The sequence below is a fragment of the Psychrilyobacter piezotolerans genome, assembly GCF_003391055.1.
Lineage (GTDB): Bacteria > Fusobacteriota > Fusobacteriia > Fusobacteriales > Fusobacteriaceae > Psychrilyobacter > Psychrilyobacter piezotolerans.
Map to the genome: position 1 here is coordinate 25,255 of NZ_QUAJ01000024.1, position 22,975 is coordinate 48,229.

The 22,975-nt window shown below is 32.1% G+C and carries 21 protein-coding genes and 1 riboswitch; of the genes, 11 read left to right on the forward strand and 10 right to left on the reverse strand.

Features of this window, described 5'->3' with window-relative positions; all coding sequences use genetic code 11:
• The first annotated feature begins 114 nt into the window (after positions 1 to 114).
• Entirely contained in the window at positions 115 to 729 is a 615-nt protein-coding gene (locus DYH56_RS12225; protein WP_199533027.1) for a metal-sensing transcriptional repressor, read from the forward strand.
• A gap of 45 nt (positions 730 to 774) precedes the next feature.
• Here DYH56_RS12225 and DYH56_RS12230 read toward each other — a convergent pair whose 3' ends face one another.
• The 3 genes from DYH56_RS12230 to DYH56_RS12240 all read right to left on the reverse strand — a co-directional run bounded on the left by DYH56_RS12230 (position 775) and on the right by DYH56_RS12240 (position 3,172).
• Positions 775 to 1,230, reverse strand: coding sequence for a Spy/CpxP family protein refolding chaperone (locus tag DYH56_RS12230; protein WP_114643157.1), 456 nt, complete (start codon positions 1,228 to 1,230; stop codon positions 775 to 777).
• 119 nt (positions 1,231 to 1,349) lie between these two features.
• Positions 1,350 to 2,696: a glucose-6-phosphate isomerase gene (locus tag DYH56_RS12235; RefSeq protein WP_114643158.1), complete on the reverse strand. Its 1,347-nt coding sequence runs from the start codon at positions 2,694 to 2,696 to the stop codon at positions 1,350 to 1,352.
• 47 nt (positions 2,697 to 2,743) lie between these two features.
• The gene (locus DYH56_RS12240) at positions 2,744 to 3,172 is read right to left on the reverse strand and encodes an S-layer homology domain-containing protein (protein WP_114643159.1); all 429 of its coding nucleotides are present in this window, start codon (positions 3,170 to 3,172) and stop codon (positions 2,744 to 2,746) included.
• 263 nt (positions 3,173 to 3,435) lie between these two features.
• Between DYH56_RS12240 and proB the strand changes: the two genes are divergently transcribed.
• Both proB and DYH56_RS12250 read left to right on the forward strand, forming a co-directional pair.
• Positions 3,436 to 4,557, forward strand: a complete 1,122-nt coding sequence (gene proB, locus DYH56_RS12245) for a glutamate 5-kinase (protein ID WP_114643160.1) — start codon at positions 3,436 to 3,438, stop codon at positions 4,555 to 4,557.
• A gap of 18 nt (positions 4,558 to 4,575) precedes the next feature.
• On the forward strand, positions 4,576 to 5,823 hold the full coding sequence (locus DYH56_RS12250; protein ID WP_114643161.1) for a glutamate-5-semialdehyde dehydrogenase: 1,248 nt from the start codon (positions 4,576 to 4,578) through the stop codon (positions 5,821 to 5,823).
• Positions 5,824 to 5,889: 66 nt separating this feature from the next.
• Here the strand turns inward: DYH56_RS12250 and spoVG are convergent, their stop codons facing one another.
• From spoVG to DYH56_RS12285, 7 genes are all read right to left on the reverse strand, one after another.
• On the reverse strand, positions 5,890 to 6,204 hold the full coding sequence (gene spoVG / locus DYH56_RS12255; protein WP_114643162.1) for a septation regulator SpoVG: 315 nt from the start codon (positions 6,202 to 6,204) through the stop codon (positions 5,890 to 5,892).
• Positions 6,205 to 6,230: 26 nt separating this feature from the next.
• Positions 6,231 to 7,100, reverse strand: coding sequence for a 4-(cytidine 5'-diphospho)-2-C-methyl-D-erythritol kinase (gene ispE, locus DYH56_RS12260; RefSeq protein WP_114643163.1), 870 nt, complete (start codon positions 7,098 to 7,100; stop codon positions 6,231 to 6,233).
• A gap of 129 nt (positions 7,101 to 7,229) precedes the next feature.
• Positions 7,230 to 7,496, reverse strand: a complete 267-nt coding sequence (locus DYH56_RS12265) for an RNA-binding S4 domain-containing protein (RefSeq protein WP_114643164.1) — start codon at positions 7,494 to 7,496, stop codon at positions 7,230 to 7,232.
• 103 nt (positions 7,497 to 7,599) lie between these two features.
• Positions 7,600 to 8,352 carry a nucleoside triphosphate pyrophosphohydrolase gene (gene mazG / locus DYH56_RS12270; protein ID WP_114643165.1) on the reverse strand — a complete coding sequence of 251 codons (753 nt, stop codon included), beginning with the start codon at positions 8,350 to 8,352 and terminating at the stop codon, positions 7,600 to 7,602.
• Between the two features lie 160 nt (positions 8,353 to 8,512).
• Entirely contained in the window at positions 8,513 to 9,373 is an 861-nt protein-coding gene (locus tag DYH56_RS12275; RefSeq protein ID WP_147269615.1) for a peptidylprolyl isomerase, read from the reverse strand.
• A gap of 13 nt (positions 9,374 to 9,386) precedes the next feature.
• Positions 9,387 to 12,347, reverse strand: coding sequence for a transcription-repair coupling factor (gene mfd / locus DYH56_RS12280; protein WP_114643177.1), 2,961 nt, complete (start codon positions 12,345 to 12,347; stop codon positions 9,387 to 9,389).
• 721 nt (positions 12,348 to 13,068) lie between these two features.
• Positions 13,069 to 14,940, reverse strand: coding sequence for a replication initiator protein A (locus tag DYH56_RS12285; RefSeq protein WP_114643167.1), 1,872 nt, complete (start codon positions 14,938 to 14,940; stop codon positions 13,069 to 13,071).
• 763 nt (positions 14,941 to 15,703) lie between these two features.
• Between DYH56_RS12285 and rpmH the strand changes: the two genes are divergently transcribed.
• The 8 genes from rpmH (at position 15,704) to DYH56_RS12325 (ending at position 22,538) form a co-directional block, all read left to right on the forward strand.
• Positions 15,704 to 15,841, forward strand: coding sequence for a 50S ribosomal protein L34 (gene rpmH / locus DYH56_RS12290; protein WP_114643168.1), 138 nt, complete (start codon positions 15,704 to 15,706; stop codon positions 15,839 to 15,841).
• Positions 15,842 to 15,891: 50 nt separating this feature from the next.
• Complete coding sequence (gene rnpA / locus DYH56_RS12295; RefSeq protein ID WP_114643169.1) at positions 15,892 to 16,230, forward strand: ribonuclease P protein component; 339 nt, start codon at positions 15,892 to 15,894, stop codon at positions 16,228 to 16,230.
• Positions 16,227 to 16,436, forward strand: a complete 210-nt coding sequence (yidD, locus tag DYH56_RS12300) for a membrane protein insertion efficiency factor YidD (RefSeq protein WP_114643170.1) — start codon at positions 16,227 to 16,229, stop codon at positions 16,434 to 16,436. The genes rnpA and yidD overlap by 4 nt, the downstream gene beginning before the upstream one ends.
• Positions 16,437 to 16,509: 73 nt before the next feature.
• Positions 16,510 to 17,106, forward strand: a complete 597-nt coding sequence (locus DYH56_RS12305) for a YidC/Oxa1 family membrane protein insertase (protein WP_114643178.1) — start codon at positions 16,510 to 16,512, stop codon at positions 17,104 to 17,106.
• Positions 17,096 to 17,743 carry an RNA-binding cell elongation regulator Jag/EloR gene (jag, locus tag DYH56_RS12310; protein WP_233500039.1) on the forward strand — a complete coding sequence of 216 codons (648 nt, stop codon included), beginning with the start codon at positions 17,096 to 17,098 and terminating at the stop codon, positions 17,741 to 17,743. Before DYH56_RS12305 ends, jag begins: the two co-directional genes overlap by 11 nt.
• 4 nt (positions 17,744 to 17,747) lie before the next feature.
• The gene (mnmE, locus tag DYH56_RS12315; protein ID WP_114643172.1) at positions 17,748 to 19,115 is read left to right on the forward strand and encodes a tRNA uridine-5-carboxymethylaminomethyl(34) synthesis GTPase MnmE; all 1,368 of its coding nucleotides are present in this window, start codon (positions 17,748 to 17,750) and stop codon (positions 19,113 to 19,115) included.
• 137 nt (positions 19,116 to 19,252) lie between these two features.
• Positions 19,253 to 21,103 carry a tRNA uridine-5-carboxymethylaminomethyl(34) synthesis enzyme MnmG gene (gene mnmG, locus DYH56_RS12320; protein WP_114643173.1) on the forward strand — a complete coding sequence of 617 codons (1,851 nt, stop codon included), beginning with the start codon at positions 19,253 to 19,255 and terminating at the stop codon, positions 21,101 to 21,103.
• A 123-nt stretch (positions 21,104 to 21,226) separates the two neighbouring features.
• Positions 21,227 to 21,303, forward strand: a riboswitch (Fluoride riboswitch).
• 56 nt (positions 21,304 to 21,359) lie between these two features.
• Positions 21,360 to 22,538: a cation:proton antiporter domain-containing protein gene (locus DYH56_RS12325; protein ID WP_114643174.1), complete on the forward strand. Its 1,179-nt coding sequence runs from the start codon at positions 21,360 to 21,362 to the stop codon at positions 22,536 to 22,538.
• Positions 22,539 to 22,975: the final 437 nt, after the last annotated feature.

Sequence of the window (22,975 nt, forward strand, 5' to 3'; positions counted from 1 at the left end):
CTAGAATTTTTTAACAATCTCCGATCATCGTTAATTTCTATAAAATTGACATAAAGTAATCATAAGGTTATAATATCTTTATTCTTAAAAATCTAATTTACGAGGTATTTATTCATGGAAAATAAAACGATGACAACTACATATAACTGTATCACCCCCCAAGAAGCAAAAAAAATGATGACAAAAGAAAGTGATCTTATCATCATCGATGTAAGGACTGAAAAAGAATTTCTATACGAAGGTCGGTTAGATGGTGCAATCTTAATAGATTTTGAAAAACCACGTATCTTCAAAAGGGAGATCAAAAAACTAAATAAAAAAACTAAATATCTTATCTACTGTGCCGTTGGACACATAAGTAAAGAGGCCTCCCTTGAGATGGCTGAATTGGGATTTGAAAATATCTACGAGATGAAAGGTGGTTTAAAATCCTGGCAGCAGGATCTCGATCTAATCTGCACCATTTCAAAGTTAAATGACGAGGAGATAATCGAAGCTAGAAAAAGCATTATCACCAGGTTAAATAAAATTGAGGGTCAGATAAAGGGAATGAAAAAAATGCTGCTGAACGGAGAATACTGTGGTGATATATTAAACCAATCCCTGGCTGTAAAATCAGCTCTCAACAGTACCAACCAGGAGATTATGGAGATGTTTTCCAATGTCTGTATCACATCTGAGGAACATAAGAAGGATTTTTTCAAGTATTTAAAAAAATTAATGGGATAACAAAATAGGAGCCCCCAGGAGCTCCTATTTTCTATCTATTAAATTTTAGTTGTTTCTATATCCATTTCCGCCATTCATATGGTTACCATTATTCATATGTTTTCCACCTATAGACCCGCAATTACCTTTCATCCCCTTGTGCCCCATAGAAATTCCATATTTATCCTCTACATTACTTCTAAATTTCATACCCTCTAATCTTTGCTTAGCTTTCATATCCGATATCTGCTTATTTACTCTTTCTACACTTTTCCAGTTTACCTTATCTTCTGCTAATAATTTTTCTAATTCCAATTGCTTAGATCTTATATCTAAGCTCTTTTTGTAGTTAGCTTCCCTTCTGTCCTGCATCATCTCAGTTAATTCCGTCTGCTGCTTTTCAGATAAGTTATTCATAATTTGAGTATGATAAAATCCTCTTTGACCGCTGTTATTAATATTTCCTGCTCCAAAAGATAGTGCCGATACCATCAATAAACCTATTATTATTTTCTTCTTCATTTTAATCACTCCCTGATTTAGTTTTATTTTTCTTTACATAGATATAATAACCGGCCTTTGTGAAGTTAATGTGAAGAAATAAAAATAGACCACAGATAAATCTCTGTGGTCTAAAAATTCTATTTTAATCTTTTCTTAATTTCCTCTGTTTCTTTTTCAAATCCTGGCTTTTCCAATAACGCAAACATATTGCTCTTATAAGCTTCTACACCTGGCTGGTCAAAAGGATTTACACCTAAAAGATATCCGCTGATTGCACAAGCTTTTTCAAAGAAGTAATACATATATCCCAAGTGATAAGGGGTAGCTTCCGGTAAGTTGATAGTTAAGTTAGGCACGTTCCCGTCTCTATGAGCTAACCTGGTTCCCTCTGCTGCCATCTTATTTACATAATCCATAGTTTTTCCTGCTAAATAGTTCAGTCCGTCTAAGTTTAAGTCATCCTCTTCGATAACCATATCCAGTTCCGGAGTTTCTATATTGATAAGAGTTTCAAAAAGATGTCTCTTTCCATCCTGGATATATTGTCCCAAAGAATGTAAATCTGCAGTAAAATCTGCTGATGCAGGGTATAATCCCTTGTTATCTTTACCTTCAGACTCACCGTATAACTGCTTCCACCATTCTGCAATATAGTGTAATCTAGGTTCATAGTTTATCAATAACTCTATGTCTTTACCCTTTCTATGAAGGATATTTCTTACAGCAGCATATTTATAACAGTCATTTTCAGCATATGGTTTCTTATAATCTGCCGCAGCATCTGCTGCTCCTGCCATAAGTGCATCTATATCTATTCCTGCTGCTGCTATAGGCAATAATCCTACTGCTGTTAATACAGAAAATCTTCCTCCTACATTGTCAGGGACTACGAATGTTTCATACCCCTCCCCTGTAGCTAATTTTTTTAATGCTCCTTTTGCAGCATCTGTTGTAGCATATATTCTGTCTTTAGCTCCATCTTTTCCATATTTCTCTATAAGTAATTTTTTTAACACTCTAAATGCTATTGCCGGTTCAGTAGTTGTACCTGATTTTGAGATTACATTTACCGAGAAATCTCTATCCCCGATCAATTCTATTAAATGCTTCAGGTAAGTTCCTGAAATATTTGTTCCTGCAAAATATATCTCTGGAGTATCTCTTTTTTCCACAGGCAATTCATTATAAAATGTATGTGTCAGGAATTCTATTGCAGATTTAGCTCCTAAATAAGATCCCCCTATTCCAACTACAATTAAAACCTCTGATTGTTTTTTTATTCTTTCAGCAGCTTCCTTTATCCTTTTAAATTCAGCTTTATCGTAATCTTCTGGTAAGTTTACCCACCCTAAGAAATCATTTCCTGCTCCTGTACCTTCCATCAATGCTTTTTCAGCAATCTCAATATGAGTACTCATAAATTCTAATTCATGACCACCAAAAAACTGATCATTATTAGACAAATCAAATGATAATTTTTTCATCTTTTATCCTCCTCTAATTACTTAATTTTAAATAAACAAAATATCAATTATTTCATTTTTTCCAATTCCAACTTTAATTTTTCAATCTCAATCTCATTGTTTCTAATACTTTTTTTTAAGATCTCTATATTATCTTCATTGGCTTTTATCTTCTTTATATACAGCTCTGAATTGAAACCCATCTTATTCAATTCGTTGGAAAAATCATAGACCAGATGTTCTAATATCAACAGGTCTGACTGGCTGGCTTTAGTTTCATCTATCTTGTTCAGAGTTTTGGACAGATAGTAAACCAGATCATATTTATTGATATTTTTATCCCCGTCAAAACTTGTGGAATCTTTAGGCAGGATTCCGTTTATATATAGATTTTCAATTGCTCTGTATGCCCAATGTTCATTGGATATATCGCCATACATCTGTGAACTAAAAGTAATAGAGGTCACAGCTATAAATATTATTAATATTTTCTTCATTTTTTCCTCCATCTAATTAACTTTAGTCTGTACTTTGAGTATAGCATATGTTTTTTTAGTTCGCAATTCCATTCCAAGTGTAAAATAAAACTCAAAAGTTGCAAAACAAAACCAATCTAGCCCTTGACAAATCAAGGGAAGAACCAGAAGTAATTAATATTAACTATTAATCATATGATAAAGTCCATATTTTTTACCTTTTAACGAATGCTCAAAACTATGATATACTGTAAAGAAAATTACAATTTGGAAGGTGGGATTTTATGACTCGAAAAGATTATTTAAAAGACACAAAACGATTGGTTGTAAAGGTAGGAACATCTACCCTTACATTTGAAAATGGATTATTAAATCTGTCTAGAATAGATAAATTAGTCCGTGAACTGGCTAACCTTCATAACAAAGGATATGAAGTTATATTAGTTACCTCGGGAGCTATTGGAGCCGGGATGGGGAGTTTGGGATTAAAAGAAAGACCTAAAACTCTGCCAGATAAACAAGCTGTTGCATCTGTGGGACAGGTTGCCCTTATCCACCTGTATCAGAAATTATTCTCTGAATATGGAAAACAGATAGGACAGCTGCTTTTAACCAAGGGAGATATATCCAATCGTGGAAGATATTTAAATGCTAGAAATTCTTGTCTGAGGCTGATTTCCATGGGGATAATCCCGGTCATCAATGAAAATGATTCGGTAGCTGTAGATGAGATAAAGGTAGGAGATAATGATACTCTTTCAGCTTTTACATCTACCTTGATAGATGCCGATCTGTTACTTATCCTATCTGATATAGATGGTTTGTATACCGGTAACCCCAAGACTGATCCCAGTGCCACCCTTATTAATACAGTTAAAAAGATCGATGATCATATCAAAACTATAGCTACCGGAGCTGGAAGTAAATTCGGAACCGGGGGTATGGCTACCAAAATAAGTGCAGGGGAGATAGTTACTTCTGCCGGAATCCCTATGATCATCGCCAAAGGATTTGATCCATCTATTATAGGAGATATCATGGATGGTCAGGAGATCGGAACATTGTTTTTAGAGACTAAGGTAAAATTAAAGGCTCGTAAACACTGGATCACCTATGGAACCACTAAAACAGGAAAGATCATTATAGATAATGGAGCTATAACTGCCCTAAAAAACCATCACAGCCTTCTTTCCATTGGAATTATAAAGTGTGAAGGAAATTTCCACAGGGGAGAAGTTGTCTCTATCTGTGACAGTAATCAAAATGAGATTGCTGTTGGAATCTCCAACTACAGTCAGGTAGAGGTAGACCTTATCAAAGGAAAAAATTCCTCTGATATCAGCCATATTTTAGGATATAAAGATTATGATGAGGTTATACATATGGATAACATGTTTATTTTTTAATAGAGGAGATATGAAATTATGAAAAAATATATGAATAATATGGGTGTCTTAGCTAAAAAAGCTTCCAGAAAACTACTCCAAATGGATACTACAACTAAAAATAATATATTGGAAGAGATGGCTGTGGAACTTCTGAACAATATGGAATTTATAAGGTCAGAAAATGAAAAAGATCTGATTAAAGGCAGAAAAAACGGACTTAGTCCTGCTTTTATCGACAGGTTGACTCTGACCGAGGAAAGAATTTACGGGATGGCCCAGGGAATCAGGACTATCATAGGTTTAGATGATCCCATTGGTGAAATCTTGAGCGGATTCAGACATGAAAACGGCATGGAAATATCACAGATCCGTGTTCCTTTGGGAGTTATTGGGATGATCTTTGAATCCCGTCCAAATGTCACTGTAGATGCAGCTGTTCTCAGTTTAAAATCTGGAAACTCCATTATCTTAAGGGGAGGCTCAGATGCTCTTTGTTCAAATATAGCCTTAGCTAAAGTTATTATCCAGGCAGGTGAAAAATTCGGCCTGCCTCATGGTGCTATTCAATTAATTGAAAATACCGACAGAAGCTGTGTAAATGAATTGATTACCATGAATGATTTTATCGATGTTATCATCCCCCGGGGCGGTAAGGGGTTGAAGCAGGCCATCCTTGCAGGAGCAAGTGTTCCTGTTATAGAAACAGGTGCAGGTCTGTGTCATACCTATGTTGATCATAATGCAGATTTGAATATGGCTATAGATATTATTATCAATGCCAAAGCTTCCAGACCAGGAGTATGCAATGCCATGGAAACTCTCCTGGTTCATAGTGACAGTATCTCTAAACTCCTGCCCAGTTTAGGAGAAAAATTGGGCGATTTAGGAGTAGAGATTCGAGCCGATGAAAGATCTATAAAATATCTAGCTAACGCAATCCCTACAACTGACAGCGATTGGAATACAGAATATTTAGATCTTATTTTATCTATCAAAACTGTAGATTCCATAGATGAAGCCATAAAGCATATAGATACCTACTCTACAAAGCATTCAGAAGCAATTATCAGTGAAAACTATAAAAATACCCAGAAATTTTTGAGGGAAGTGGATTCTGCTGCAGTTTATATCAATGCTTCCACCAGATTTACCGATGGAGGAGCCTTTGGATTTGGAGGAGAGATCGGTATCAGTACTCAAAAACTCCATGCAAGGGGACCTATGGGTATCAAAGAACTAACTTCTGTTAAATATATAATTAGAGGAGACGGACAGATTAGATAATTAAACTTCAATCCAATTGAAATAAAAAAAATGCCGATAGATTTCGGCATTTTTTTTATTTATTTTTTATATTTTTTCTAAATCCTCTACAGTTTTTGTTTCCTCTGTATCTTGTATCTCTTCCACAGTTTCATTGTATTTTTTTATAACGATCTCTGTTAAAATTCTTCTTAAATCCGGAGTAATAGGATGAGCTATATCCTTAAATTCGCCATTGGGCATCTTTCTAGATGGCATAGCCACAAACATTCCTTTTTGACCATCGATAACCTTTAATCCATGAATAACAAAGCTGCCATCCAATGTGATGTCTGCATAAGCCTTTAACTTTAATTCATTTTCATTTTTTACCGTTCTCAGTCTTACATCTGTAATATTCATTTTTAGTACTCTCCTTTTTAGTTTATTCAAAGAAAACTACATATTTCAACTCTGCAGCCCTCCATTGTTGTTTTTATTTCGTCATAAATTTGATCTATATTATCTTTTCCTACAAAAGTATAATAACAACTACCACTACCAGACATATGAAACTTCATATCCTGATTTTTTCCCAATTTTTCTAATTTTTTTCTGAACTCGATTATATTTTTATCCTCCAATAACAACCCCTGTTCCAAATGATTTTCCAGATAATTCTCCAGGTCGTCTAAATTACCAGATTTCATCCCTTCTATAATCTTATCTATATCAGCATCTTTTTTGTCCTCTAATTTAGCATAATTTTTATATGCTACTACAGTGCTTACACCAAAATCCGGCTTTATCAAAATTATTTTATCTTTTATATTATTTTCTATTACTCCTAAGTTTTCTCCTATTCCTTCTACCCTGCTGGGCTTATTTAAAAGAAAAAATGGGATATCTGCACCAACTTCCTTGGTTATTTCCACTGCCCTTTGAAAGTTTATGGGATTTCCATAATATTTATTCAATGCATTAAAGAAAAATGCACCGTTGGAACTTCCTCCTCCAAGGCCAGCCTGAGACGGGATATTCTTTTTTAAATATACCTCTATCATCTGTTTTTCTAATCCTGTTTCCCTATAGAACTCCTTATAAACCTTAGATATTATATTATCTTTTCCTACAGGAACGTCTTTCATATTCGTCTCTATCTTTAAATTTCCTTTTATCTCTTTAAAATCTATGGATAAATTATCCGCTAGAGATATAGGAACCATAACCATGTCTAAAAGATGATATCCGTTTTCTGCTTTTCCAACTATATTCAATCCTAAGTTTATCTTAGCATTTGATTTTAACTCAACAATCACTTGTACTCCTTTATGTCTACACTCAATAATAAAGTGTTTTTTCCGTTATATTTTTATTAATTTACATTATGTTAAACCTTTTAATCTGTGACTAAGTATTTGTTTATTTTTTCAATTATCAATTTTTTATTAATTTATCTCTATCTCTTTTACCTCTAATATTTTAAATAGCTCCTCAGCTTCATCTTTTTTGGTGTTTCCACTAGGCACTTCTAAAACTTCAACCTTCATATATTTACTAAAATATTCCAACTCGATTATATCTCCTACACTTACTGTTGCTCCTGCTTTGGATATTTTTCCATTTAATTTTACCTTCTTGTTATCCAGTACTGTCTTTGCTACAGGTCTTCTTTTTATTATTCTTGAGACTTTAAAAAATTTATCTAAACGCATTGTTCCTCCTAATTTTAATACCTTTGCTTTAAAAAAAAGGTACTATTCCATAGTATTTTATACTATATTTTTTCTTCCTCTCCAAATTAAAAATTTTTTAGAGTTATTTATTTTTCGCTTCATCCCATAATCTATCCATCTCTTCCAATGTACTCTCTCCCAGATCACAGTTATCTTCTACATATCTAAATCTATCTTCAAATTTATTGTTGGTCTTCATCACTGCATCCACGATGTCTATATCTAATTTTCGAGCAATATTTACAAGGGTGAACACAACATCTCCTATCTCTTCCTTTAAATTTTCCCTGTCATTTTTTTCATATGCTGCCTTCATCTCACCTAATTCTTCCTCTAATTTATTTAATGCTCCTACCTCATCTTCCCAGTCAAACCCCACTTTAGCAGCTTTAACTTGGAGTTTATATGCCTTGGCTAAGGGTGGATAAATTTTGGGAATCCCGTCTAAGACAGATTTTCTTCCCCTATGCTCTTTTTCCTTTTTCTTTATCTCCTCCCAGTTTCTCATGACATCCTTTGTTCCTTCTACCTCTACATCTGCAAAAATATGCGGATGTCTTCTGATCAATTTTTCACTGACTTTTTTAGCCACATCATCGATTGTAAACTCCCCTTCCTCCTCCTTTATTAAAGATTGAAAGATAATATTTAGCAGGAGGTCTCCCAACTCCCCCTTTAACTCCTCTCCGCCTATATCCATAGCTTCCAGAGTTTCATAGGTTTCCTCCAATAAATAAGGTTTCAAACTCTCTATGGTTTGTTCCCTGTCCCATGGGCATCCGTCGGGAGCCCTTAACTTTTTCATTATATCCACTAACTTGTAAAACTCATTCATCTCTTTCCTCCATGGGTGAAAAATATATATACAATATGTATATACTCAATAATAAAGTATTAATTTAATAAATTTACTTCTATTTTAATAGTATTTTATTTATCTAAAAAATGCAATAAAATAGGCGGCTAAGCCACCTATTTTATTTTCTATATAATTTTTATTTTTTTATATACTCTTTTTTTAATTCCTCTACCCAGGCTCTATATTCCTCAGCTCTTTTCTTATTTAATAATTCCTTCTCTAAAGATGGTTTTACATCTTCAAAACTCAGATATCCGGCCTCTTTTTTATCTTCAATATATATTATATGATAACCAAATTGTGTTTCAACAACAGTTCCATATATTTTTTCCGGTACTCCTGTGAATGCTGCATCGGCAAATTCTTTTACCATGGAAGTTTTGTCAAACCATCCAAGCTCACCGCCATTTTCAGATGTAGGTCCCTCTGAATATTTTTTTGCCATCTCACTAAAGTTTGCTGGTGTAACTTCTGTTAATATTTTTTCAGCTCTTTTTTCAGCGTCTTTTTTTTCAGCCTCAGTCATATCATCACTTACATTTATTAATATATGAGCAGCTTTTATCTGCTCCGGTGTCTTAAAATTTTCCTTATTTTTTTCATATTCAGCCTTTAATTCTGATTCTGTTAACTTTACACCCTCTACTATTTTCTTGTTAACCACATGACTTATCAACAGATCTTCCTTAATCCCCTCTAAATCTTTTTTATAAGATTCTGTGTTTTCAATTCCTGTTTTTACAGCTTCCTGTTTTAACATCTTTCTTACACTTATCTCCTCTATCAGAGCTGCTCTACCCTTCTCAGATTTAGAGTACTCCTTATACTGGGCCGGCAGGGTATCTATTTTTTCCTGTAATTCTGATTCAGTTAAATTCTCATTCCCAATAACCATAATTACATTGGATTCATCTTTAGTTTTTACCCCTCCCTCTTTTTTATTACAAGCCGTCAATACCAATGAGGCTATGATCAATATTATTGCCATTTTTTTCATTTTTTTCCCCCTTTTATTTATAATCTTCAAAGAATTCTCTTATACTGTCTATCTCAATAGCGCCCTCTTTTTGAAGGTATCTTATTTTTTTAGACAGGATTAATTCTTGGATTTTTTCAATATTTATTTTGTTTTCTATAAATTTTATCCTGTATGATCCATCCTCTAGTCTTATACTTTGAATATGATTTTTCTGAGCTGTAATCTTTATAGCCAGATATTCAAACAGGTCTTCTACAACTTTTGGTAATCGTCCAAATCTATCCTTTATCTCCTCTTTTATTTCCTCTAATTCAGTGATTGTATCTATGGTAACTAATCTTCTATATACCACTATTTTTTCTGTTTCCTCTATATATTCACTAGGTATGTATCCGTGAATACCTATATCCAGATCGATATCCTCTGCTATAGTTTCTTTACCCTTTATCTTTTTTATCTCTTCGTCTAACATCTTAAGATACATGTCATAACCGAATATTTTTAATGCTCCGTGTTGTTTCTCTCCTAAAATTTCCCCTGCTCCCCTTATCTTCATATCCTCCAAAGACAGCTGGAATCCTGCTCCCAGATCTTTTATCTCTTTTATTGATTCTCTTTTTTGTTTTCCTTTCTCGGTTCCACCCTTTAAAGAATCCACCAGCAGGTAACAATAAGCTCGTTTGCTGCTTCTGCCTACCCTTCCACGAAGCTGGTATACCTGGGATAATCCCAATTTATCAAAATTTTCTATGAGGATAGTGTTGGCATTTTCTATATCTATACCATTTTCTATGATGGTAGTTGTGAGAAGTACATCTATCTCCCCGTTTTCAAAGGCATTTATCTTATACTTTATCTCGCTTGAAGGCATCTGACCGTGGATATAGTCTATCACAACATATTCAGGAATTATCTCTTTTAATTCCTTCAACTTTACCTTCATTCCCTTAACTGAATTATACAGGTAAAAAACCTGTCCCTCTCTGGCGACCTCTTTCATTATGGCATTTTTTATATCTGCTTTATTTTTTTCTATAATATAAGTTTCTACCGGTATTCTATTGGTTGGAGGAGTCTGAATGATAGATATATCCCTTATTCCCAAAAGAGCTAAATTCAATGTTCTGGGAATTGGGGTTGCTGTTAATGTAAGCATATCCACATTGATTCTCATGGTTTTTAAATGTTCCTTTGCCTTCACCCCAAATTTTTGCTCCTCATCTATTATGACTAACCCCAGATCTTTAAATTTTATATCTTTAGATAACAGTCTGTGGGTTCCTATGATAAGGTCTATTACACCATCCTTTATTTTTTTTACTACCTCGGTCTGTTCTTTTGGAGTTTTCAGTCTGGACAGCAGTTCCAGTTCCAGCGGGAAATTCTGAAATCTTTCTTTAAATCTTTCAAAATGCTGGGTAGCCAAAACTGTGGTAGGAGCCAGGATAACAACCTGTTTTCCATCCATAACAGCTTTAAATGCCGCTCTCATAGCTACCTCAGTTTTTCCATATCCAACATCCCCGCAGACTATCCTATCCATGACAGTGGATGATTCCATATCCTCTTTTACATCCAATATGGCCTTCAGCTGATCCTTAGTCTCATTATATGGAAACCCTTCTTCAAATTCCTCCTGCCAAATAGTATCTTTAGTGAATGAATAACCTGTATTCATAGCTCTTTTAGCCTGTATTTCCAGAAGTTCTATGGCAAATTTTTCTATTTCTTTTTTTATTTTTTCCTGCCTTTTTCTAAATCCCCTTCTACCCAGCCTGAATATATCAGGTACTACTCCCGGTTCAGAGATATACCGCTCTATTTTATTTAGACTAGCTATGGGTACAAAAAGTTTATCTTCATCAGCATATTTTATCTTTAAATAGTCTGCACCATTTATATCTTCTACTCCCAGATAAATTCCCACGCCATAAGTTTCATGAATTATATAATCATTTGGCAGTATCTGATCTATCTTTTTAAATTTTATTCCATCAGCTCTTTTCTCACTTCTCTTTACCCTTATCCCCTTTAATTCCCTGTCTGTCAGGATAAGCTCATTTTTATATTTAAATCCTTCGTAGTGGGGATTTCTCTGAATTTTTATAGATGTACCGCCAAATATTTCGGTATACCGTCTTTTTTCCTCGGTCAGAATTGTTATATTTTTCTTTCGGGATAATTTTTTTATATAATCATAATTTTTATAATTTTCTATCTCCTCATCTTTAAACCTTTCCAGCTCTATCTTTTCCGATATTTTCTTGATCTTGGAGTATTCCAGCCGGATCTCTTCCTCTTCCTGTCTTTTATCTAAAATATATTCCTCTACCTTATAATCCAAGATCTCTTCATTCTCTAAATAGATCTTTCTTTTATCATTCTTTAACTTATCCAGCAGGTCTAAAAAAGTATAATTCTCATCTTTATTTTTGTTTATATACATTTGAATTTTATTTATTTTCTCCATTGATCTCTGGGTTTCTGCATCGAATATACGAATCTCCTCCAAGAAATCATCAAAGAACTCCAAACGGATGGGATGTTTCCCATCAAAAGAAAATATGTCTAAAATATCCCCCCTGAGACTATACTCCCCCCTTTTTTCAACCAGATAATTTTTTTGAAATCCACTTTTTTCCAGCTTCTCTATTATCTTCTTTAATCTATATTCTTTTCCCACACAAAATTCTAATAGTTCAGAATTTATAAAATATTTTTTAAAGATACTCTCAATAGATATCAATATCTTTGAATTATCTAACTTTAATTTTTCCAGCAACTCAAAGGTTATACAGTCAAACTCCTCCTCTGTATAATTATAATTTTCTATCTTTAAAACATCTATATCTTCCTTTAATGTGAAATAGTAATCGATTATGTTTTTATTGGAAGAAGATATATATATTACCTGATCCTTTTCTGATTCTAAAAAATAGGGAACTCCTCCCCTATATAGCTTCCCATTATTAATTGTTGATTTAAACTTCATAAATACCCCTTTATTTTTGTTAGTATACATTTTAACATCATCTTTCTCAACGGTCTGCTCTATAGTATATATTTTTTTATCTCTATTCATCTATTCATCTATTCATCTATTCATCTATTCATCTATTCATCTATTCATCTATTCATCTATTCATCTATAAAGATTCTATCATAGTCTTAAATGAAAAACATAATAAACTTTTTTTGAATTTAATTGTAAGTTTAAAAAAATATAATCTACCATTATATCATTTATGTCTACAATCAATAATAATAAAAATTAAAATAAAAAGAAAAAAATTAACCTTTATTTTTGTTTATGTACATATTCAACCTTTATATTTCTAAATTCGTTATGTACACACACAATAATAAACAAAATATCTAGATATTACTTTCATTTTTTATAGCTGTTAAAAATAGTTAGTTGTTGATGTTTCGCGCTTACTAAGCCCATAATAATATTAAGATCTAATTTTTATTTTCTTTAAAATTCTATTTAAAATAAAGTATTTTGATAATTTTAAAGAAAAATTTATAGCTGTTTGCCCGCCGGAGGCGGGCAAACTCTACGGTTTTTAATGCGTATACCATCACAAAATTTCAGTTAGCTGGTAATTTTAAAATATTAGCCTTAAAAGAATATCTGTATATGTATACACTCAATAATAAAGTATGGATGAATAAAAAAGATCACCGAAGTGATCTTTTAGTTTAGCTTCTTATTTTCCGTCTTTTAAGGCTATTCCTATATATTTTTTTAATGTTATAAAGTATACTCTTTTAGATACCTTTCTTAAATTATATAGAAATTCTTTTGGTATATCTTCATATTGTGAACATAATTCCAGCGCTTTTTCCTCTATTATTAACTTTTCAAACTCATCTAACCCATGATAATCCTGCATAATATCATTTTTAGGCAGATCTTCGATAACATCTTTTATACTTGTTATTTCTGGATTCTTCAAGTGTTTTCTTGCTTTCTTTAACTGCTTTTTACTCTTTAAAGGTTTTTCTCTAGTTACCTGGTTAAACAAGGTTAGATTGTTTTTATTGGATTTTCTAGCATTTCTATCCATCTTTCTTAAATTTCGGAGTATCCCGTTTATATATTGAACTAAGGTCGATTTTATTTCCGAGTTAAGACGTTTATATAAAAGGTTTAATATATCAATCGCTACCTCTTCTCCATCTTCCCTTATTATCTTTTTAAATTTATTATCCACTCTTTTATTCCAAGCTCTCGAAACAAATATATTTCTTTTACACTTAATTATCCTGCTTTGGAGTTCCTCCGAAAAGTCTTTTAACCTTTCTTTTACATCTTCAGATAAGTTAATTTCGTTAGTTTTATTTTTATCTGCCTTTCCAGTAACTATCTCAGCATCCATTATCTCATTATCATCTCTTATTTCTATCTCTTTTATCTTGTCCTTTATTATTTCTTTGGTAATAAATGACTTTTCTTTCTTAGCTTTCTTAGCTGCATTTACTGCGTCCCATTTCCCTTTGTATTCCACTTGTTTCTCTTGTCCATTTAAATAACTGGATATATGACAAGTTCCATCTTTATCCTGGTTAAATCTATAGTTTATATAATAACTATCCTCTTCGGCAATAAATTCCGAGTTAAAATAATCCATATATCCCAATTCTTCTAAGAGTGAAAAAGCTTTCTCAATTCTTTTCAATACCTGCTTTACCCTGCTTAATACATAGATCCTTTTCTCACCAGTTTTATTAACTCTTTCTGTTTCCTGTTCCATTTTTAATGGAATTATAGCTGCTAAAGTCCTGATATTTATAGAATCCTCCTGCTTGGAATACCTAATTTTACTTATATACTTATAGATCCTTGCAGCAATGGGGTCTTTTTCCATTATTTCTATAAGGGCTTTAGAATTATATTTTATATATCTTTTATCTTTAATTTTATTTCTGATGTTTTTATTCAAAGTTACTTTATAATATACCTTTGTTCCCACTTTAAGTTTTTGATAGGTAAGCAGTTTAAATTCCTCATCTTCAAATTGATAATTTCCTAACTTACTATGGTTAGATACTTCAAACTGATATTCAGTACTCTTCAAATTTTTAAGTGCCTGTGCTACCTTGGTATAATAATTTCTATTCATCTTATTTCCTAAAAAATTAACTATAAAGTCTGAAATTTCAAATTTTATATACTCATCTGTATCATTGGTCTCCTTTTTTAACTCATAGAGAGATATAAGATATGTATAAATTTTTTCTTCAAAAATAGATGGTTGGTATATTTTATCCTCTGAATTTTTTGCAACTAATGTACAAAACATAGTCACTCCCAAATCTTCAAAAGAATATTTAAAATTTATTTTTTTATTTTGTTTTTGAGGAGTAAAAAAAGGAAAAACTATCATTTCTATTGGTATATTTATGATATTTTCTTTTAAATCTAGAAAATTTCCAGTTTCTTTGATCACAACTTCTCTAACTTCTATTTCAGGAAGTTGGCTCATTTTTATATCAACTTTAGTCAAGTCAGTTAATAATGATCCAGTTTTATTTAAATTAAATTCATCTATTAAACCCATATTTACTTCCTTTGACATAACTCCTCCATTAATTTTTTTGTCCATTCACAATAATAATCCTAGTGTCATACATAGTATCATCAAAACTAAATAAATTCAAACTTTATTTTTGAAGGTGTACATATCATTTGTTGTATTTAATAAGCATTTCACCCATCTTAACTGTTTCTTTTTCAACTAAATAACAATCATAAATAATAACTTTTCAACACTTTAATAAAATAATAATAAATTATGTATACTAACATTAATAATTTAGAATCATCAATTTCCCTTAATAATATTAGGATTATAAAAATTAACCATTGAAAAACCTGGTTTTTAACTATGTACACACACAATAATAATTATATTATACTGAATTTATTGAATTTATTGAGCTTTAAACTACCTCTGTACACCTAATCCCTTTAAAAGTAATGAATTTTGATTATGTACACATACAATAATAACATTCACCTTTAACAAACCTTGTATTTATTGGGGTTAATTTATCACTAAAGATAAAAAGCCTTGTATTTAAAGGTTTTCAGCATATGTACACCCACAATAATAATAATTAAATGCTTATTTCTTTTCTAGCCCTTATAAAATATAGAATTTCCTTATAACAAATATTGACTTTACTTTTACTACATCTTACAAAAAACAAATACTCTTTTTGGTTACTTTTATAAAAAACTTATTTAAAATTATCTTGACAAAATATAACTTATATATTAGAATTATAAACTGAAATGACAATATTTTTTTTAAACGTAACAGGAGGTGTAAATCAAAGATGAGTAAAAGAACTTTTCAACCAAATAAAAGAAAAAGAAAAAAGGAACACGGGTTCAGAAAAAGAATGAAAACTAAAGCAGGAAGATCTGTTTTAAAGAGAAGAAGAGCTAAAGGTAGAACGAAATTGTCAGCATAAAACCCGGTGTTCATATCACCGGGTTTTTAAAAATATTTTAAGGAGATTTTATGTTGAAGTTAAAAACAAAATCTGAATTCTTAAAAGTATATAACCAAGGAGAAAAACACTTTGGTTATTTTCAGTTAATCTATTTTAAAAAAAATAACTTAAATGAAAATAGATTAGGAGTAGTAGCTAGTAAAAAAACTGGCAATGCTGTTTGTCGGAATAAATTAAAAAGACTTTTTAGAGAAAATTTTAGGAAACAAGATGAAAATTTAAAACAAGGATACGACATAGTATTTATCGCTAAAAAAAATGCAGGAGAACAATTTAAGACTCTAAGTTTATCTATGATTGAAAAAGACAGTGTAAAAATATTTAAAAGAGCTAAAATGTTTCTATGAAATATATTTTAATATTTTTTGTGAAATTATATCAATGGTTTATATCACCAGTCTTAAAAAAAAATTGTAGGTTCCAACCTACCTGTTCTAGTTATATGATTTTAGCAATAAAAAAACATGGAAGTATCAAAGGTGTATATCTAGGTCTAAAAAGATTATCAAAATGTCATCCTTTTTCTAAGGGTGGTTACGACCCAGTACCTTAAATTATGAGGAGGAACAAAGTTGATCGGAGCTGCATATGGAGCACTTCAAGGGGTTTTAGAAAGTGCCATAGGAATGATGTATAATATTTTTGGAAATTATGGATTAGCTATAATTGGTATAACAATTTTAATTAAATTAGTATTGTTACCACTTACGTTAAAACAGGACAAATCAATGGGTGCGATGAAAAAACTACAACCGGAGTTAGAAGCACTTAAAGAAAAATATAAAAACGATCCACAAACATTAAATCAGAAAACAATTGAACTATATAAAATACATAAAGTAAACCCAGCAAGTGGTTGTTTACCTATATTGTTACAAATGCCAATATTATTTGCACTTTTCGGAGTTTTAAGAAAAACAGGAGCAGATGGAGGAGTTATAGCAGACGGATCTAAATTTCTTTGGTTAACTTTATCTCAACCAGATCCATTTTACTTATTACCATTATTAAATGGTGCTGTATCTTATTTCCAGCAAAAATTAATGAGTGCAAGTCAAGGATCTTCCAATCCGCAAATGAAAATGATGACTTATATGTTTCCAGTAATGATGATATTTATCTCATACAAGATGCCAGCAGGATTGCAATTGTATTGGTTCGTATCAAGTTTGGCTGCAGTGGCACAACAATATTTTATTATGAGTAGAAGGGATGAGGCGTAAAATGAACTTAACTTATCAAATCAAAGCTAAATCAAAAGATGAAGCTATAATTAAAGCTGTAAAAGACCATAATATTGATAAGAGCAAAATCGTAGAAATCATTGAGATCTCAAAAGCAACTTCATTTTTTGGTTTTTTTAAAAAAGATGGGGAATATCAGATTCAAATGGAAAAAACAGTCGATATAATAGAGACAAAAATAGAAGATATGGTAGTAGAAAGAGCCAATGAATTATTAGATAATATGGGATTAGTTCTGAATGTAGAAGTTTTAGAAGCAAGAGATCACTATGTTTTAATTAATCTATCTGGTGAAGACAATGGAATAATTATAGGAAAAAAAGGTAAAACTTTAAATAGTTTCGAATACCTTTTGAATTCTCTATGCAAAAGTGTAAAAGTAGAAGTGGATGTAGAGGGATTTAAGGCTAAAAGAGCAGAAACTCTTAGAGATTTAGCTAGAAAAATGGCTGAAAAAGCGTTAAATACCGATAAAATCGTAAAATTAAATCCAATGCCGCCAAGGGAAAGAAAAATTATTCACGAGATAGTGAATAAATACAAAGAACTTGATACTTTTAGTGAAGGTAGAGATCCTAAGAGATATATTGTAATTAAAAGAAAAAGAATGGGGTAAAACTATGTTTGATACAATAGCAGCAATCTCTACTCCTAGAGGAGAAGGTGGAATAGGAATTGTTAGAATGTCCGGAGAAGACTCCATAAACATTCTTTCAAAAATATTCAGACCAATATCTAAAAAAAAAGTAGAAGAATTAAAGAATTTTACTATTAATTATGGACATCTATATTCAGGTGTTAATTTAGTGGATGAAGTAATGGTCAGCATAATGAAGGGTCCTAAAACTTATACTAAGGAAGATATAGTCGAGATAAACTGCCATGGTGGTTATCTTATGACTGAGAAAGTGTTGGAGTTAGTTTTATCTAATGGAGCCAGAATTGCTGAACAAGGTGAATTTACAAGAAGAGCTTTCATGAATGGAAGATTGGATCTTACCCAGGCAGAAGCTGTAATTGATTTGATCCATGGTAAGACAGAGAGAAGTTTATCTCTTTCGTTAGACCAATTAAGGGGAGACTTAAAAGATCAGATACTGCATTTAAAAAAATTACTTCTAGATGTAGTTGCTCATATAAATGTAGTTTTAGACTATCCTGAAGAGGGGATCGATGATCCATTACCTGAGGGGTTAGTAGGTAACTTGAAGGAAGTTTTGGAAACTTCAGATAGATTATCAGCTTCTTATAATCAGGGAAAGATGATTAAAGAGGGAGTTAAAACTGCAATAGTTGGAAAACCTAATGTAGGAAAATCTAGTTTATTGAACTCTTTGTTGAAAGAAGAAAGAGCCATAGTAACTCATATTCCAGGAACAACAAGGGATGTAATAGAAGAGATTATTAATATAAAAGGAATACCACTTATCTTAGCTGATACAGCAGGAATAAGAAATACAGATGATTTTATTGAGAATATCGGAGTGGAAAAATCTGAGAAGTTATTAAATGACGCAGATTTAATCTTATTCGTTGTAGATGGTTCTAGAGAACTCAGTGAAGAGGATCTTAGAGTACATAATAGTATTCATAGTGAAAAAGTTGTTGGAATATTAAATAAGATAGATATAGAGCAGAAAATAGACCTGTCTAAATTAGATAAAGTCGGTAGATGGATCGAAATTTCAGCTAAAGAAAATATTGGTATAGCTAAAATGGAAGAAGAAATATATTCTTATATTGTATCAGGTAAAGTTGAAGATTCTTCTCAGACTTTAGTGATAACTAATATTAGACATAGATCTGCCTTGGTTAAAACTAAGGAAGCTATAGAAAATATATTTGAAACAATAAATATGGGACTGCCGATGGATTTAATAGCTGTAGATCTAAAGGAAGCTTTGGATGCTCTATCGGAAGTAACTGGAGAGATCTCATCGGAAGATGTTTTAGATCATATATTTAGTAATTTCTGTGTAGGAAAATAAGTTATAAAAAAAATATGAAATACTGCAGATATTTCTGCAGTATTTTTTTCTTTTAATATTAATATCTGGCGTCTCGTGTGTAAAGATAAGAAAAAATATGTATATGAACAAAAATAAACTTAAAAAAAGGAGTACTTATGAATTATGATGTAATCGTTGTAGGAGGAGGGCATGCTGGATGTGAAGCAGCACTAGCCTCAGCAAGATCAGGATTAAAAACAGCTCTGTTTACAATATATTTAGATACTATAGCTATGATGTCGTGCAATCCTTCCATAGGTGGACCAGGAAAGAGTCATATAGTTGCAGAAATAGATATGTTGGGAGGAGAGATTGGAAAACATACCGATAAATATAACCTGCAATTAAAACACTTGAATACCAGTAAGGGACCTGCAGCCAGGATAACTCGTGGACAGGCTGATAAATACTGGTATAGGGTAAAAATGAAAGAGATAATAGAAAATACTCCTAATTTAGATAGTATCCAAGGAACAATTGAGGACATTATTATTGAAGATGGACAAATAAAAGGAGTTATCTCCGGCCTGGGAATAGAATATAAAGCAACTTCTGTAATATTAGCTACTGGAACTTTCTTAAAAGGACGAATAGTTATTGGAGATGTAAAGTATCCAGCAGGGAGAATAGGTGAGATGTCTGCTGAAAAACTATCAGATGCACTGACTAAAAATGGAATAGTACTGGATAGGTATCAAACTGCTACTCCGCCAAGGGTGGATATGAGAACTGTAGATTTCAGTAAGATGAAGGAATTACACGGAGAAGATCATCCAAAATATTTTTCATTATTTACGAAAAAGGAAAAAAATAATAATGCACCTACATGGCTGACATACACAACTCCTGAAACTGTAAAAGTAGCCCAGGATCTGCTGCAGTATTCACCAATAGTAAGTGGGATAATAGAAACTCACGGGCCGAGACACTGCCCGTCACTTGATAGAAAAGTATTGAACTTCCCTGAAAAAACAAATCATCAAATTTTCTTGGAATTAGAATCCAAAGAAACTAATGAACTTTACGTAAACGGCCTGACAACAGCTATGCCTCCCTTTGCTCAAGAAAAGATGATGAGAACCATAGCAGGATTGGAAGATGCTAAAATAATGAGGTATGGTTATGCTGTGGAATATGACTATGCACCTTCTTACCAGTTATACCCTAGTTTAGAGAGTAAAAAAATAAAAAATCTTTATTTTGCAGGACAGATAAATGGAACTTCTGGGTATGAAGAAGCAGCAGCTCAAGGATTTTTAGCAGGGGTAAATGCCAGTAGAAAAGTATTGGGGAAAGATCCTGTTGTAGTAGATCGAACCGAAGGTTACCTAGGGGTATTGGTCGATGATATAATCCATAAAAAAACTCCAGAACCATATAGAGTGTTGCCATCAAGAGCAGAGTACAGACTGACTCTGAGGTTTGACAATGCATTTATGAGGCTCCTTGATAAAGCTAAAGAGATTGGTATTGTTTCTGAGGATAAAATTAAATTTTTAGAGGAAGCGAAAGAGATTGTAGAATACGAAGTTGAAAGGATAAACCAGATAAGTATATCTATGAAACAGGCAAATGAAGTTTTAGCAAGTGTAGATGCTAAGGATAGATTTGGTAAAGGGGTAAAATTATCTGAATTATTAAAACAAAAAGAAGTTACCTATGATTCTTTGGGGTTAATTATAGATATTAAGGAGCTGCCGACATTCGTTAAAAATCAAATTGAAACTATAATCAAATATAATGTATTTATCGAGAGAGAAAAAACACAAATAGAAAAATTTAGAAGACTAGAAAGTATGAAAATACCAGAAGGATTTAAATTTGAAACTATACCAGGATTATCTAATATAGCCAGAGATGGGTTAGAACAGATAAAGCCGCTGTCTATCGGAGAAGCTACAAGGATAAGCGGGGTAACAGGAAATGATATAGCAGTACTTATTACAAATTTGGAGAATATGAAATAAAATTTTAGGTTTTTAATGTGTGCACCATCGCAAAAGTTCAGTTGTTAACAAATATGTATACAGACAAAAATAAAGATAAATTATATTTTTAATATTTACTAAAAAATATTGAATTATGATATAATTCATCTAGGAGATGAAGCTCTCCTTAGATTTAGGATCTAGAACTACTGAAAAAAGTTAATGGCTTCTACATCGATACAATTTTTGTATTGGTGTAGAAGTTTTTTTATTATATATTTTTAGGAGGAAAGTTATGTTAAATATTTTAGTTTCATTTTTAATTTTATTTATAGGTGGAGTAATAGTTGGAAAATTAGTAGAAAAATTACATTTTCCTAAATTAATAGGTATGATTGCATTTGGCTGTTTAGCCAATGTGTATTTAAAAATAATAGACCCCGTAGCTTTAGAATTTGGGGGAATTCTGAAAAACCTGGCTTTGGTCGTTGTATTACTGATAGCAGGTTTGGGGATTAGAAAAAAACAGATAAAAAAAGTTGGCAGAGCAGCAGTACTACTCAGCTTGATCCCTGTGTCGGTAGAAGGGTTGGCGGTTATGTTTTTATCTATAAAGGTCTTGGGGCTGCCAACGATACAAGCTGGGATATTGGGGTTTATAATAGCGGCAGTGAGCCCGGCGGTATTAGTTCCTGCCATGGTTGACCTGATAAAGAGAGGTTTAGGAGAAAAAAAAGCTATACCTCAAATGCTGCTTACAGGAGCCTCGGCAGACGATAGTGTGGCTATAGCTATGTTTACGTCTTTCATGGGAATGTATTTAGGTACCAGTGGCGGGATTTTAAAAAATTTAATTACTATCCCAATCTCTGCAGCAGTTGGCATAGTTATAGGAATTTTAGTAGCTGTAATGGCAGGGGAAATATCCAAAAAAATAAAATCTGAGATCTTTCAAACTATATTGGTAGGAGGGATGGCAGTAGGAATGAGGATAATTGAAACTACATATCATCTGAGGTACTTTAATTCTCTTTTAGGAATAATGGTTATAGGTTATGTAATAACTAACTATTATGAATGGCTGGGAAACAATATAATGGATGGATTGGGAAAGGCTTGGTCTGTTGGAGCAGTATTTTTATTTACATTGGTAGGAACTGCTATAGATCCTTCACTAGTAGGAAGTATATTTTATACAGGTAGTATGATAGTTTTTATTTCTCTTATAGTCAGATCAATGGGTGTTTTGATAGCTTTAATAGGTACAGATTTAAATCTGAAAGAAAGATTGTTCTGTGTGATAGCTTATCTGCCTAAAGCAACAGTTCAATCTGCTAAAGCCGGGATACCGCTTCAAATGGGAGTTGTAGGTGGAGAGTTGATACAGGCCATGGCAATTTTGAGTGTGATTATAACAGCACCAATAGGAGCTATCGGAATAAGACTAAGTGCAGATAAATTATTGGAAAAATAAATTCGTTAATAAAAAAAATCTTATAAATTTTCTACATCGATAACACATTAGTTGTACCATCTATAAGCCAATAAAATCAAGCATAAGTGAGGTGTGGTCGGTTTTTTTTGAAAAAAATATAAAAAAACAAAAAAAACTTTATAAAAAAATAAAAAAATCCTTGACGAAAAGTTGTAAACGCGGTATACTTCTTCTTGTCCGCGAGGGAAAGCGAAAGCATCTGGAGCGAGACGAACAATAGGACATTAGCAATTAAATAGAGAAAGAAAGTGTAAATTAAAAACTCAATTGTCGTTTGAAACTTGTTTCAAACAATCGATTAAGGTGTACAGTGGAATGAACCACTATAAAAATAATTATCTTTTAATAGATAGCTAAACTTCATTTATGAAGTTAGGATATAAATTTGAATGTAGAGTTTGATCCTGGCTCAGGAT

What these genes read in the sequence shown, in the direction of transcription:
- DYH56_RS12305 (WP_114643178.1), top strand. Translation starts at nt 16,510, where the DNA reads ATGATGTATAATATTTTTGGAAATTATGGATTAGCTATAATTGGTATA.
- proB (WP_114643160.1), top strand. Translation starts at nt 3,436, where the DNA reads ATGACTCGAAAAGATTATTTAAAAGACACAAAACGATTGGTTGTAAAG.
- mazG (WP_114643165.1), bottom strand. Translation starts at nt 8,352, where the DNA reads ATGAATGAGTTTTACAAGTTAGTGGATATAATGAAAAAGTTAAGGGCT.
- DYH56_RS12325 (WP_114643174.1), top strand. Translation starts at nt 21,360, where the DNA reads ATGTTAAATATTTTAGTTTCATTTTTAATTTTATTTATAGGTGGAGTA.
- mnmG (WP_114643173.1), top strand. Translation starts at nt 19,253, where the DNA reads ATGAATTATGATGTAATCGTTGTAGGAGGAGGGCATGCTGGATGTGAA.
- rpmH (WP_114643168.1), top strand. Translation starts at nt 15,704, where the DNA reads ATGAGTAAAAGAACTTTTCAACCAAATAAAAGAAAAAGAAAAAAGGAA.
- mfd (WP_114643177.1), bottom strand. Translation starts at nt 12,347, where the DNA reads ATGAAGTTTAAATCAACAATTAATAATGGGAAGCTATATAGGGGAGGA.
- yidD (WP_114643170.1), top strand. Translation starts at nt 16,227, where the DNA reads ATGAAATATATTTTAATATTTTTTGTGAAATTATATCAATGGTTTATA.
- DYH56_RS12225 (WP_199533027.1), top strand. Translation starts at nt 115, where the DNA reads ATGGAAAATAAAACGATGACAACTACATATAACTGTATCACCCCCCAA.
- DYH56_RS12240 (WP_114643159.1), bottom strand. Translation starts at nt 3,172, where the DNA reads ATGAAGAAAATATTAATAATATTTATAGCTGTGACCTCTATTACTTTT.
- DYH56_RS12265 (WP_114643164.1), bottom strand. Translation starts at nt 7,496, where the DNA reads ATGCGTTTAGATAAATTTTTTAAAGTCTCAAGAATAATAAAAAGAAGA.
- DYH56_RS12235 (WP_114643158.1), bottom strand. Translation starts at nt 2,696, where the DNA reads ATGAAAAAATTATCATTTGATTTGTCTAATAATGATCAGTTTTTTGGT.
- DYH56_RS12275 (WP_147269615.1), bottom strand. Translation starts at nt 9,373, where the DNA reads ATGAAAAAAATGGCAATAATATTGATCATAGCCTCATTGGTATTGACG.
- DYH56_RS12230 (WP_114643157.1), bottom strand. Translation starts at nt 1,230, where the DNA reads ATGAAGAAGAAAATAATAATAGGTTTATTGATGGTATCGGCACTATCT.
- rnpA (WP_114643169.1), top strand. Translation starts at nt 15,892, where the DNA reads ATGTTGAAGTTAAAAACAAAATCTGAATTCTTAAAAGTATATAACCAA.
- mnmE (WP_114643172.1), top strand. Translation starts at nt 17,748, where the DNA reads ATGTTTGATACAATAGCAGCAATCTCTACTCCTAGAGGAGAAGGTGGA.
- DYH56_RS12250 (WP_114643161.1), top strand. Translation starts at nt 4,576, where the DNA reads ATGAAAAAATATATGAATAATATGGGTGTCTTAGCTAAAAAAGCTTCC.
- spoVG (WP_114643162.1), bottom strand. Translation starts at nt 6,204, where the DNA reads ATGAATATTACAGATGTAAGACTGAGAACGGTAAAAAATGAAAATGAA.
- jag (WP_233500039.1), top strand. Translation starts at nt 17,096, where the DNA reads ATGAGGCGTAAAATGAACTTAACTTATCAAATCAAAGCTAAATCAAAA.
- DYH56_RS12285 (WP_114643167.1), bottom strand. Translation starts at nt 14,940, where the DNA reads ATGTCAAAGGAAGTAAATATGGGTTTAATAGATGAATTTAATTTAAAT.